This is a genomic window from Fulvivirga sediminis (genome assembly GCF_016757215.1).
In the GTDB taxonomy this organism is placed as follows: Bacteria; Bacteroidota; Bacteroidia; order Cytophagales; family Cyclobacteriaceae; genus Fulvivirga; species Fulvivirga sediminis.
In genome coordinates this window covers 1-13639 of sequence record NZ_JAESIY010000013.1, presented here as the reverse complement: position 1 = coordinate 13639, position 13639 = coordinate 1, and the positions used below count along the sequence as shown (strand labels likewise).

Below are 13639 nucleotides of genomic sequence, written 5' to 3'. Positions count from 1 at the left end.
GCTGTTTAAGATTTTGATAATTGTACACCTGATTCTTCATCGTTGTGCTCATCTTCTTTTTTGAAGAATAGCCAGTATAAAACAGGGAGCACAAAAAGTGTTAGCACCATAGAGAGCATCAGTCCGAAGGCTATTACCGTACCAAGTGGGCCCCACAGGCTGGAGCGGCTGGCGATCATAGGGATAACCCCTACGGCCGCGGCAGAAGAGGTAAGGAATATTGGTCTCATCCTGCGCTGTGCAGCAGCAATGGCTGCTTTCTTTACACTGTATCCACTTTCTTTTCTCAGTTCATCAGCAAAATCTATAAGGATAATGCCGTTTCTTACCACTATACCGCACAAGGCTAGCAGTCCTAAAAAGGAGGTGAAGCCAAACGGATACTGCATCAGCACCAAGCCTAATGCTGCTCCGAAAATGCTCAAAGGCATAGTCATAAAGCTTAAGAAGGCATGTTTGGTGGATTTAAAGTGCCATACTAATATCAGGAATATAACCAGCACACTGATTAGCAGTGATATACCCATAGGAAGTAAGTTTTCTTGTTGCATTTCAAACTCACCACCGTAATCTACCCTTATACTTTTAGGAATGTTGAGCGCTTTAATTTTAGGTTTAAGAAGGTTTAACACCTCATTGGCAACTGCTCCTTTTTCAATATCTACTCTTACAGTAAGGCAGCGCATACCGTTTCTTCTCACAATCTGTTCCTGATTCCAGCTGGGCTCTACATTTGCTACCTGTCTTAAAGGAACTATGCTTCCGGTTTCTGGAGATATGATGGTGAGTGCTTCCAACTCAGAAGGTTTCTGCTGCTTTTTATTAGTAGACTTTATTTTTACCTCAACAGGGTAATCTTCATCCCAGATTTGAGTAGCAGAAATGCCTTCCAAATTCATGGCTATGGTGTTGGCTATTATTTCTTTGGTAAGTCCTGCTTTTGCAGCTTCATCTTCTTTTATGTCTATTTTAATGGATTTTTGCATTTCACCGTAATTGCTGCGGCTCCAAATGGTCTCAGGTGTGGCACGCGCCAGGTCTATGATCTGGTCGGCATACTTTTTCATTTCAGGAATATCATCACCAAACAGGCGCACTTCTACCGGGGCAGGCTTGTTCACCATATTCAGCTGCTTCATTCTCAAATATGCATCAGGAAACATTTCAGAATACTTTTTGTCGTACTCTCTTAATACCTCTTCTGTAGCATCGTCAGAGGTGGTAGTAATCAGCATCTGAGCGAAATTTTCTGCAGGAAGCTTAGGGGCATAAACCATATGAAACCTGGGTGAGCTGCTGCCAATAAAGCTGGTGTAGTTCAGAATTCGCTCATCTTTTTCCAGGATCTTCTCAAATTTCTTTACCACTTTTTCGGTTTCAGCCAGGTTTTTACCTTTAGCTAATGAAATCTCTACGGCAAACTGGTTTCTTTCAATAATTGGGAATAGCTCCTGACTTAGTAGCGAGAAAAGAAAGATGCCTACTACAATGGATAAAATGCCCAACACACCGGTTAACCTGTAATGGTTCATTGCTTTTTCTACTGACTTGTCGAACACGTCTTGTAGCTTGTCTAGCATAGACTTTTTGTTCTTTTTCTTTTTTTCGTCATTGTGGAGACCTCTTTTAATAAAAACGGTATTGATAAAGGGCACTAACAACACAGAGACTGACAGCGAAAGGAAGAGCGCAATCATTATGGTGAAAGGGAAGGTACTCAAAAAGTCGCCAGCCACACCTGAAAGGAAGAATATCAGCGGTAAAAAGGTTGCTGATATAGCTAAAGTAGCTGTAAATACGGAAGGAAATAGCTCTATAGCACTGTTAAGGGCTGATTTCCAAACAGAATGGCCTTCATCCAGCTTTTCTACATGATTATCTATAACCACAATAGGGTCATCTACAACTATACCCAGTACTACTATAAGTGCCGCTAGGGTTACAGTGTTAAGCTCCATGCCCAGCAAGTACATAATCGCCAAAGTACATGATATGGTGATAGGTATAGTGGCCGCAGCTACTGATGCTACCCTGAAAGGAAGCAGAAGAAGAGATACCAAAATAACGCCGATCAGTGCATAGCCAAACTCTTTCATAAAGTGCGAAATAGAGTGGTGAACTACTTCTGGCTGGTTCGCTATTTTGTTGATTTTGATGTCTTCAGGGAGGTTTTGCTCTAAGGCTTCCAGGTGCTCATCTATTTCTTTTCCGAATTGCACAATGTTATTACCGGGAGCCATTTCCAGGGTAATGATCATGGCTTTGGTTCCATCAGCGTAAATGTAGGAGTCAGGTTCTTCGTACTCTCTTTTTACCTGAGCTACATCTTTTACTCTTATAGCATTGCCATTCTGATCGGTTCTGATGATCTGCTGAGCTATGTCCGTTTCATCTTTCAGAAAAGTGTTTAGATGTATCGGCCTGTTAAAGTCTTGCCCTTCCAGTGAACCACCGGCATTTATAGCGCCTTGTGTTTGCAGGCTTTGCATAAGTGTAGCCGGACTGATACGATACGTAGCCAGTTTGTTTTGGTCTACATAGATAGAAACTTGTTCTGTTAAACCTCCGGAATGGCTGATTTTGGCCATGTCCTCAATTTGTCTGAGGTTGTCTTCAATATCTTCTACATGCTTTTCCAGGTCTTTGTAAGGCCTTGTTTCTGATTCTACAGCCAGAATCATGGCGGCGGTATTACCAAAATCACTGTTTACTATTACTCCTCGTACTCCTGAGGGCAGGCTCCGTTGTTGAAAGACAAAAAGACCATTTTTAAGCTTATTCCAAAACTGCTCGGTGCCGTTAGCGTCTATGCGATTAGCTACCTCTACGTAGATGTACATGACACCATCACGAGAGTAGGAGTAGGTTTTTGTTTTATCTACTTCGTTATAGCCGAATAGGTATTGTTCTACTTTACTGGTGAGCTGCTCTTCCACTTGTGCTGAGCTGGCGCCGGGGAAGTAGCCTATCACCAGGCCTTGTCTTATGGTGAACTCCGGAAATTCGTTTCGCGGCATTTTGAAGAGGCCTAAAATACCTATGGCTACAAAGGTGAAGGCCAGAGCCAAAGGAAAAGCCTTATGCTTCATGGCCCACTCTATTAATGTGTGCTTATTTTTCATGACTAGGCTAAAAAATTATTGAATGACTTTTACAGGAGTTTTATCAGTGAGCTTGTGGTAGCCCGATGTAACGAGCTGGTCTCCTGGTTGCAAGCCCTCTTTAATGGCTATGCCGTTATCATACAGCTCTCCGGTGGTAACATATTTACGATGAGCGGTACTGTCTTTAGTGTTTATGATGTACACAAAGTTCTTATTATCATCAGTAACAGAAACGCTTGATATAGGAATTACTAAGGTCTTTTTTTCTGACTTGTTATTGTCGTTTTTGAAAAGATTCACTTCACAAGCCATACCTGGTTTTATATTATGATCTTTGTTTTGAATTTTTATTTGTGCAGTATATACAGGGTTGGCTCTGTCAGATTGTACAGAAACTTCAGATATAATTCCGGTAAAAGATTGATCACCTAGCGCATCAATAGTTACGCGGGCGCTGTCTCCGCTGTGGTATTGGTTTACTTCCTGATCAGGTAGTGTTACCATAGCTTTTACCATATCAATATCCAGCAGCTGTATTACAGGCATGCCTGGGCTAGCCAGATCACCGGCCTCCATTATTTTAGCTCCTACATAGCCACTGAATGGTGCATATACCTTAGTATGTTTTACATTTTGATAGGCTGCGGTAGCGGCAGATTCGGCTTGTTTGTAATTAGACCGGGCTTCGATCATTTTTATTTCTGCAATACTGCCTTTTTTGTAGACTTCGTTTATGCGCTCAAAATTCTCTTTGGCTAGTTCTGCCTGAGCTTTTCTGGCTTCATATTGATTCTGGTAGGTGGTAGACTCGATTCTTGCAATGAGGTCATTTTTATGAATAAAATCACCCATGCTTACCGTAATCTCTTCGATAGTGCCTGGCACCTGAAAGGTGATGTTTACACTTTTGTTGGCAGAAATAGCACCGCTATAACTAAGCTCATGGGGAGTGAAAGTTCCCTGTTCTCCTACAGTTAGCGTTTTTACTATAATTGGATCTGCCTTTTTGCTCTCCTCCTTCTTGTCACAGCTTGTGAGGGCAAAGGTTGCCAGCAGCAGACAGTAGTAAAAATTTGTACGTAAATTGCTCATATTATTAATCAATTATAAATTCTGTGTTATTGTAGTCCTTTAATCAACAGATCACTGATCCAGTGTAGCCGATCAAACATATCGTCTTTGATGGAATCATATAAAAACATTTCCTTTTCTAAGCTGCCGGTAGCCGTAATAATGGCTAGGGCTAAAAACTCCTGGTCGGTTTTTGAAATTTGCTGTATTTCATTCTTTTCCATGGCCCAGGTTAGGCAGTTTTCTACCAGTTTAATATCAGCATTACGAATCTGGAGGAATACCTTGGTAAGAATGTCTTCGTTTTCTTTAAGGTCCGATAACAGATGTTTGTATTCTGCCGTTTTTTTGGCTAAAAAGGATAGTTTTAACTGGTTGTAGTCAAAAAGATTTTCATTGATGGTTCTCTCTTTACTCACCTTTTGCTGGGCTTTTTCAATGATTTCATTATATTCTTCTTTAACAAAAGCCTCAAATACATCCCGCTTGTTTTTGTAGTAATAGTACAATGTGCTTCTGCCTTTTCCTGATGCTTTGGCGATATCATCCATGGTTACTTTAGCATAACCTAGTTTTTTGAATACCTCTCTGGATGAAGCAATTATCTGCGACTTTACAAACTCTTCTTTTGAATTCATTTTCAACAAAAATTGTGTTAACGTCTATCTTTAGACAAATTTAGTGTATTTGTTTTAATTTTAAACAAAAAATGAAATAATGTCTAATTTTAAAATTGTTAAAAAAAATAACTGACATGTCTGCCAGTTACTAATTAGTGAGAAAAACCACCTTATTTAAGAAGGTGGTTTTATTTGAAATGTTTATTCTTTGATGAGTTTTTTTCTTATAAAATCCGAGTTATTTTGAATGGTTAGTAGATAAATTCCTGATTGTAAGTTGTTGGTATATAGCGTTATGTGATTCTCTTTTGTAAGGGACTCCTTGATAAGGATGCCTTTTTGATTGTATAGCCTGATGTAATTAGTTTGGCCTTCACTCTGCGATAAGCTAATGTGTAATTCATCCTTCACAGGGTTAGGGTATAGCCATGCACTGATCTGTTCAATATTTTTTGCTACCCTGGCATTTGACTGAGAGGGAGCTGTGGCTTCGAAATGAGACCAGGAGAATTTTCCTATATAATGAATATACCAATTTCCATTTTGGGCAGGGGGCAGCCTATTGGACCAGGTATTGGTATAGTCTTCTCCGTTGATCTCCAAGAGCTCAAGGTTCCAAGAGTTAATAGAGCCGATCGGATCTGAAGTGACAAAGCAAAATTCACCTACACCCTCTTGCATAAATGGAGTAGAAATGGGTGAAGGATTATCGCAACTAGTGGGGTTAGTTCCTTCTTCGGTAAAAGTGGCTGTGACAGCAGTGTTTTCTCCAAGGGTAAAATTGATGGTATTTGTTGTGCTTGTTATATCACCGCTCCAGCTTTGGAAAACATAGCCAGCACCAGGCACAGCAGTTAAGGTTATTTCTGTGCCTTTTACAAATCTGCTACCTTCCGGTGTTTGAGTGATGGAGCCATTACCTGTCACTGATAAGTCTAGCGAAACGGTGTCAGGAGCCCCTTCAAAGGCAAAGTAAGCAGTGATGGATCTATTAGAGATTACGGAAATAGTAGTAGGGTTGGTGGAACCAAATGCGTCTCCTCCCCAGTTGCTAAATATATATCCGGGTTCAGGAACGGCTGTTACTGTTACACTGGTGCCACTGGCATAGCTACTTTGCTGTGGAGATAGGTTGATCGATCCGCCACCTTCTGCATAAGTGTTGATCACATAGGGGCCAGGGGTGTCATCATCATAATCAAAATAGTCTTTTAGCCATTGTAAGGCAGGCCTTTCGGTAACACCATCGGCAGCAAGTAAGTAGGCTTCATTTCTCCACATATCGCCTTCTAAATAACCCCAAAGGGTAATTCCTTTTACCGAAGGGTGCTCCCAGAAGTAAGGGAATAACTGTTGATATAAAGCCAGCTGAGTGGCATCATTACCTCTTAGGTCTAGCTCAGAAATGTATATATCCAGGCCGGTAGAGGCCATTAATTCCATATTTCTTTGTATAGTTGAGAAGTTTATATTTTCCAAGCTATGCGCTTGTAGACCTATGCCATCGATGAGGTTACGGTCTTGCAAGAGCTCTACAATTTCAAGAAAATCGTCACAGGTGTTAGTGTAATTTAATACGTTATATTCATTAAGTATCAGCTGGGCGTTAGGAAAGTAAATCCGGGCTTGCTCGAAGGACCATATTACCCAGTCCCATCCGGTGGAGCCTGCGCCACCCAGGGCGGGTGCATATGAGGGCGGATCATGTAGCGGTTCATTTACCACATCAATTAACTCAAGGTCCGGGTAGCGTCCAGAAAGGGCTTCAAACCACTCTAATACCTCTTCCATCTGTTCGTTTTGGGGTAAACTTTGCATCCAGGCAGGTTCACCTGAAGAATGCCCCCATACCAGTGTATGTTCTTTAAATGCTAAATCAAACTCACGAGCATGATCATAGGCCCTGTCCATCCATAGCCAGTAATTAAAATCATCTCTATTTTGCTCGCAAGAGGCCCATTTTCCTGCATTGGCAGGTGTGAGCTGATTCCAGTAATGATCAAAGTTTAAGGGAGTCTCTCCTTGGGTGTGTGTGCTGCCCAGAAATTTGCTTTGGTTTTTTGCCAGCTGACCATAGGTATTGTAATAGAAAAAGGAAAGTAGCAGTAGAGTAACCATTTTAACATAATGGTGCGTTTTCATGAGAGGGTTCATTTAGGTTAAACAATCATTCTAATGAGAGATATAAAAAAGGAGTGCCTAGGACGGCACTCCTAATGGGGTTTTAATTATTCTATTAAAAGCTTTTTAACATAGAGGTTTTGGTCTGTTTCTATGTTTATTGTGTAGAGGCCCACAGGTAAGTTACCCACGGTTATTTTATACATTTGCTCGTCAGCATGTTGGGTGGATAGCTCTTTTTGGTACACCTGAATGCCAGCCGAATTATATAAAGATATGACAATACTGTTATTGGATTGGTCTTTGAATTTCAACCACATATGCTGATCCTTAATAGGGTTAGGAAAAATCTCTATCTGATCAGTCTCATCTATTGGAGTTAAACGCTTGTCGTTATTTGTTCTCGCTGCAATGCTTTGGGCAGAGCCTACTATTTCGAAATGAGACCAGGAGAAGTTTCCTATATAATGAATGGACCACTCTCCATTTTGAGCAGAAGGCAGGCTGTTAGACCAAACATTGGTGTAGTCTACTCCGTTGATCTCTAATAATTCCAGTCCCCATGAATTGATGTAGGCTGCAGGTTCGGTAGTGACAAAGCAAAATTCTCCTGTTCCATCTTTAGAGAAAGGTAGTGAAATAGAAGTGGGATCTGTACAGAAATCAGAAGACCCTTCGGTAACTGAAATGGCTTCCTGATCAGTAAAGCCACCGTCTGTGGTAGTAACGGTAATAATGGCGCTTCCTTCTGCTATGCCAGTGATAAGTCCGTTGGGGCTTACTGTGGCAATGCTTTCATCTGAAGAGCTCCAGGTTACAGAAGTATCTGTGGCATCAGCTGGTGATACGGTGGCGGTCGCTTGTGTGCTACCGCCTACTTCTATACTTGTGGAAGCGATAGTAATGCTAACTCCTGTAACAGGTATGGTTTCATTAGTAACGGTGACATAACTGCTATCCTGAAAATTGCCATCTACGGTGGTGGCGATTATGTATGCACTGCCTTCGGCCACTGCTGAAACAAGTCCTGCACTATTTACGGCAGCTATAGATTCATCAGTAGAGCTCCAGGTAACAGATTTATTGGAAGCGTCTGCAGGTGATACTTCAGCGGTAAGTTCAACACTGCCGCCTATGCCTATGGTGGCAGTCTCTGGGCTTACACTTACGCTGGCTACTGGTACGGAGCTGCCATCGCTGGTTAAGATGAAGTGGTATACAGAAAGAGGAGGTAGTGAATAGCTGAACTCATTGCCAGAAACATTTAAGTCGGTTTTTTGAATAATAGCGGCAGTACCTTCTTCTACTCCATAAATAGTGGCAGTAGTATAGTTAACCGAGCTGCCAGAAATATCAAAAGAACCACTGATAGAAGACGTCATGCTTTTATTTAATACGATAACATGAAGTTCTTCATCAGATTCTCCACTTACAGAAGCATATATAGAGCTATTGATTTTGTCATCCATAGCAGCATCAACATAGGTTTCTCCGAAGGTGGCATCATTTCCATCATAGTTATTGTATAGTTTGTATGCTAAAGCTCCGAAGCTACCAGGGTCAGACCAATGAGTAGCAGCATAAACATCATACTTACCAAATATGCCTAATACATCGGTAAGGGCTATGGTGCCTGTAATATCTTCATAGCCACCGAATTGAAACTCGTTGAATGAAAGCTTAGTGCCGGGATAGTAGGTGTCAATAGAGTTTTGAACAGTAGGAATAAGAGGCATGAAGCTGTCAAAGTATTGGAATATCCAGCTGTTTTCTGTGTAGTCAGGGTCCCAAAAAGCACGAGGAGCTTGTAATCGGGCTAATTTATCAGCAGTAGAATTAGCGGAAGGGTTAATAATTCGCTGGTCTCCAGTTGCTTCTGGGTACCAATGCAGGTCTATTACGTCTACTAGTCGCTGATTGGCGGCGGTGCTAGCATCATTCATTGCCTCTAAATAATAATCTATAAACCAAGAGTAATCATCCTCTAAAGCTGGCCAGTCAGGAGCATTTTGGAAAGAAAGGTAGCCGTTAAATCCATATGAAACCAGCCCGAAAATTTCTGCCTGAGGATCTACATTTTTAACTGCCGTGGCCAATGCGGTTGAGCGATCAATCAAGTCTGCAATGGTAGGTTGAGTAGGGTAGATGTAAGGGTGGGTAGAGTTCCATAGATCAGGTTCATTGTCCAGAGAATACTTTAGGCCTCCAGATCCATATTTATCAGTTAAGAAGTTAACAAATTCATCGATATATACTTTGTCGTCTGTTTTGTCTGGGGTAAGGCTGAAGGCAGAGCCTTTCTCGAATACCCCCTCGTACCAGCGTGGGCTGGGCGCTGTAGTTTCTACTTCACCATCTTTATCTGCAGAAACATATCCTGCCATCTGTAAAGTGATGAGCGCTTCAGCGCCATTGGCTTTGGCTTGGTCTGCAATGGTAGTTACTACTATGCCGGGTTCTTCTGAGTCAGTGATGTCTAAATACCAGGGCCAGAAATTGTCATTTACATGAAAGTAATCTTCACCTGCGTTAGAGGCATTGTTTTCCCAGTTATAGCCAGTAGCACGGTTGCCGCCCATGCGCACAAATGTGTAATTTTCATCGGTGCTTGGGTTGGCTGTTTCCTCCCAGTTAGAACCATAAATAAGTGGACTTATGGGCTTTCGGTCCGCCTGGGGTGAAATGGTGTAGTTTACATTTAGCTGTGCAATAGCCAATGTGCCCGTCAGACATAATGCTGACAGCATCAATAATAGGTTTTTCATTGATTTAGTAGGTTTAGGTTTAACAAATAGTCACAGATTGCTTCCAGAAGATTCTACAAGTAGACGTTCTCTGGTAGCAATCTGTGGTTACTTAAATTAATGAAAATTACGCACTATTAAAATGATAATTAAAGAAAGATGGCACCTGTGTACAGGGAAATGAACAGTATGCGCACATAGTTGAAAGAGGCTTTTGATTTTTTTCACCTTCTCTTAAAAAGAATGGGTTTAATTAGAGCATTTATAAGAATAATGGTGCTCGTTTCTTATGGAGCCATCAGCCTCGAGCGATTGGGTTTTTAATATCTTGTCGTTTTCATCACGAAAGAACTTTTCAGACCCTATTAATACTGTACCGTCGCTACTGTATCTTTTAACCTCGTTAATACCCTCTCCGTATTCATACTTGGTCCTGGCAGTCACTTCTTCACTCATGTTTTTTGTTACCATTTCATCAATTAATCCATCAGAATTGTATGAGTATTCTACAATAGCATCGTAATTGTAGAATAGGTCATCACGGATTGCTTTAACTAATTTTCCTTCGTCATATGTGTTGGTGTAGACTACATGGTTCATGAGAGAGCCTGAATTATTTAAATTTTTGTACTCTATAATTTTCCCATTTTCATCAAAATATGATTCTTGGGTAGTATTAGTCTTATCATATAAGGTTTCGAGTTTTTTACGAACCACTTTTGTCATCTTCTTCTTACCTGTTGGCCAATATTCAGTAGATTGTTCACTTCCCAATACACCATTCATATCAAACCTTTTGGCTAGGGTTACCTGAGTTTGGCTATTGTATTCAAAGGTCATGTAGTAAACCAATGAACTATCGGCGTATTCCCGGTACTCCACAGTGTCAGACCCGTAACCATCATTGACATATGAAGTACTTATTCTGTTGCTATTCTTAGAATCACGGTACACTACCTTTAAATCGCACGATGAATCAATGCTTTCAGGTTCCGTGGGGGTAAGAGTAGGCTTGTCGTCAGAAGCAGGGGTGGGCTCATCATTGTCATTACAACATATAAACAAGGCGAAAAATAGAGCCATAAAAAGGGGCTTTTTAAAAAATCTCTTCATGAATGGTGATATTTTATGGAATTAAAAAATTAAAAAGAGCAAACACAATATAGTCATTTGCAAAATCTTCATAATTTAAAATAATTTCGATTGAATTGTAATAAAATAAGTCGAAAATTGGTTTGTAGCATTGTCAATAGCCCTTCTCAGTCACTTGGCCGTAGTTACACGATTGGGAACCGTGCCTTTTCAATACGATACACCATCTCATGACTAGCTTATCATGGGCACCTTCCTCATCTTCAGAGACCTTTTTCTTGACATCCCTTACGTAAGCCCACTGATCTCTTACTTAGGGATGAAGAGGTTTGAGATTATTTATATTGATGTATGGGATATTTTTTGTTGAAATTACTAAGTTAACGGATTGGAAATTATACGATATTAAGCATTTATAAACGTTTATAAGTACTTGTAAGTGGGTATGATTCTGATAATCAATTACTTAATTAATTTTAATGGAGTATTGTGTATTGCATATACTCGGATGTTGTACCACATTGAAAAACACTGAATAATTAATGGGAATTTTTAGCAAAAAAGAAAAATGGCGGAATTTTAGCGGAAACATCAATATTTATTCCGACCTCAAAAAGACTGATATTCCTAAAATTATCGCTGAGGAAAATATTCATTCTCTTCAGTTATATGAATTTAAGAACCCTTCAAAGCAGACTTGGGAAACTTTAAATGATTTCTTTAAAAAATACCCAGATATAGGTCTTCGCGTTCTTTGGTACGACCAACAAGATTTATCCTTCTACAAGGAAATACCAAACATTAGAAATTTTACAATTGCCTCATTTAATACAAAAGATTACTCTCCATTGCTTTCAAATACCGAGCTGAAACATTTTGGTATTGAAGAAACAAAATCTTCAGCTGTTGACCTGTCCTTCATTCGTGAGTTTAGCGATCTGGAATCACTTTACGTTGATGGAATGAAAAAGGGACTTGAAAACACCAAATATCTACAGAAGCTAATCAAACTAACGTATAGAGGGGTAAAATTGGACAACTTAGACTTCTTATCTGATTTGGAAAACTTGGAGCAACTCAGGCTACTATTTGGTAGTTATAAAAACCTTGATTCGATTTCCAACTTGAGTAACTTAAAGTCAATCGAACTTAGTCGTGTTCGTCAAATACCAAATTTCGACTTCTTGAACTCTCTTGAAAGTCTTGAGGAAATAGAATTTGAAGGAATGTCGAAAATGGAGATAATTCCTGAATTGTCAAATTTGACCAAGCTAAAAAAGGTTCAAATACATAATAATTTAAGACTTAAAGACATTTCAAACGTTGGAAGAATAGAAAATTTAAAGGCATTGATAATTTCATTTGCTGAAAACTCCAAGGCGGCAGACAGACGAAGTATAGTTGATCAAACAGTTAAAATTCTATTGAACTCCAAATCCATAAAATATTCAAATGTTATGCATTGGACTGATGACGAAACAACTGCTCAACTAACGAGTAATGGAATTGAACAATGGAAGTGGAATATTAAATTATAACGTGGTACAACAACACCTATACGCAATGCCCTTCGGGACACTGCGCATAGCCAAACCGTTATGTGGCACGAGTGCACTATGAAACCATTTCTTCTACCCCTTCTAGTTTTTTGTATTTTCAGTTGTAGTCAACAGGTCCAACCAACTTCAAGTTTGAAGCCTCCTTTCGAAACTCAGGGAGAACAGGAAGACTATTGGGCCCAAGAACTTTTTAGGAAAGAATACAAGAAGCAAGAGTATCCAAGATTTGACGGAACCATAACAACCACGAACAATCGAATTAACTTTGGAACTGGGTCGATAATATTTCTTGATCAGAATTCGAACTGTCAACAAATCTTTGAACAGGGGTTTTTATACCCTTCCCTTTTCGGGTTAACTGAACTCAAAATTGGAGATCTTGAAGAGCTAGATTTTCTGTCTAATAACCCAACCGTGAAACGATTCAGGTTTATCCATTACGACAGAACACTTATGAACGTCAAACTAGCGAACCCTCAGGTTTATTTGTTTGAACTTGAGAACCCGAACTGGCAGAATGACGGAACCTTTGACGACTTTCTGAAAGACGCCAAACTAACTTTTCTTAAAGCTGGCTGGATAATGATATAAAGCCACATAACAAACGATATGGACGCATGGCCTTACTTAGTCGTCTGCAAAGTGCCTGCTCAACATCCCACTTGTCTGCCGCCAGGAAACTGAAGTGCTTTTACTCACTCCTGCTCGTGGGAGTTTTTAATCTTCATGGCTCAGTATGTATTTGATACTTTGATGGCACCGGCAGATAAGCTACTTTTAACGCTATAAATTATGCTCGGAGGCTTCAGCTCCATATCTTAGCGTTATCAGCAATGGATCGTAACCCTGACATAATAGAATATATATCAAGGTACTGTCATAACTACTGGACAGATTTAGAAAAGAAGGCGAGTGAACATCACATAGCTCAAACTAAATTTTTACCTCATAAGGATAGAGATAGTCGATTTGGCGAACTGTATAGATGCAACACATCAACAGACCCTAATGTACTTGAACTCTTAAGAGATGGCTATTCTTCCTTTTTAGAAACAGTAGCTAATAGGATTTATGATCAGCATTTAAATGAACTTGAACTGAATAGATGCCCAAATTGCAAAGGAATTGCTCGTACCCCAACAGCTAAACAATGTAGATATTGTGGACATGATTGGCACTGATGACCAAAGAATCCTAGTTATTTTGGATTTAGATGAGACACTCATGTACGCTACAACAGAACCAAGAGATGAAAACTGGAACTTTGAATGATCATACCCCAAAAATTAGGTCAACAGTTTAAGTTCAAAAAAGAAACTTAAATTTAC

Annotated in this window: 9 protein-coding genes; 3 read left to right on the top strand and 6 right to left on the bottom strand. The window is 40.0% G+C overall.

Annotation, left to right across the window (positions count from 1 at the left end; all coding sequences use genetic code 11):
• Nucleotides 1-5 precede the first annotated feature (5 nt).
• The 6 genes from JL102_RS19930 to JL102_RS19905 all read right to left on the bottom strand — a co-directional run bounded on the left by JL102_RS19930 (nucleotide 6) and on the right by JL102_RS19905 (nucleotide 10773).
• Nucleotides 6-3122: an efflux RND transporter permease subunit gene (locus JL102_RS19930; protein ID WP_202246228.1), complete on the bottom strand. Its 3117-nt coding sequence runs from the start codon at nucleotides 3120-3122 to the stop codon at nucleotides 6-8.
• Between the two features lie 15 nt (nucleotides 3123-3137).
• Nucleotides 3138-4196 carry an efflux RND transporter periplasmic adaptor subunit gene (locus tag JL102_RS19925; protein WP_202246227.1) on the bottom strand — a complete coding sequence of 353 codons (1059 nt, stop codon included), beginning with the start codon at nucleotides 4194-4196 and terminating at the stop codon, nucleotides 3138-3140.
• A 26-nt stretch (nucleotides 4197-4222) separates the two neighbouring features.
• Nucleotides 4223-4813 carry a TetR/AcrR family transcriptional regulator gene (locus tag JL102_RS19920; RefSeq protein ID WP_202246226.1) on the bottom strand — a complete coding sequence of 197 codons (591 nt, stop codon included), beginning with the start codon at nucleotides 4811-4813 and terminating at the stop codon, nucleotides 4223-4225.
• Between the two features lie 183 nt (nucleotides 4814-4996).
• Nucleotides 4997-6937, bottom strand: coding sequence for an endo-1,4-beta-xylanase (locus JL102_RS19915; protein WP_202246225.1), 1941 nt, complete (start codon nucleotides 6935-6937; stop codon nucleotides 4997-4999).
• An 86-nt stretch (nucleotides 6938-7023) separates the two neighbouring features.
• Nucleotides 7024-9681, bottom strand: coding sequence for a glycoside hydrolase family 44 protein (locus JL102_RS19910; protein WP_202246224.1), 2658 nt, complete (start codon nucleotides 9679-9681; stop codon nucleotides 7024-7026).
• 228 nt (nucleotides 9682-9909) lie between these two features.
• Nucleotides 9910-10773, bottom strand: coding sequence for a hypothetical protein (locus JL102_RS19905; RefSeq protein WP_202246223.1), 864 nt, complete (start codon nucleotides 10771-10773; stop codon nucleotides 9910-9912).
• A 521-nt stretch (nucleotides 10774-11294) separates the two neighbouring features.
• Here JL102_RS19905 and JL102_RS19900 point away from each other — a divergent pair.
• The 3 genes from JL102_RS19900 to JL102_RS19890 all read left to right on the top strand — a co-directional run bounded on the left by JL102_RS19900 (nucleotide 11295) and on the right by JL102_RS19890 (nucleotide 13492).
• Complete coding sequence (locus JL102_RS19900; RefSeq protein ID WP_202246222.1) at nucleotides 11295-12290, top strand: leucine-rich repeat domain-containing protein; 996 nt, start codon at nucleotides 11295-11297, stop codon at nucleotides 12288-12290.
• 153 nt (nucleotides 12291-12443) lie between these two features.
• On the top strand, nucleotides 12444-12902 hold the full coding sequence (locus JL102_RS19895) for a hypothetical protein (protein WP_202246221.1): 459 nt from the start codon (nucleotides 12444-12446) through the stop codon (nucleotides 12900-12902).
• Nucleotides 12903-13144: 242 nt separating this feature from the next.
• Nucleotides 13145-13492: a hypothetical protein gene (locus JL102_RS19890; RefSeq protein ID WP_202246220.1), complete on the top strand. Its 348-nt coding sequence runs from the start codon at nucleotides 13145-13147 to the stop codon at nucleotides 13490-13492.
• The last annotated feature ends 147 nt before the right edge of the window (nucleotides 13493-13639 follow it).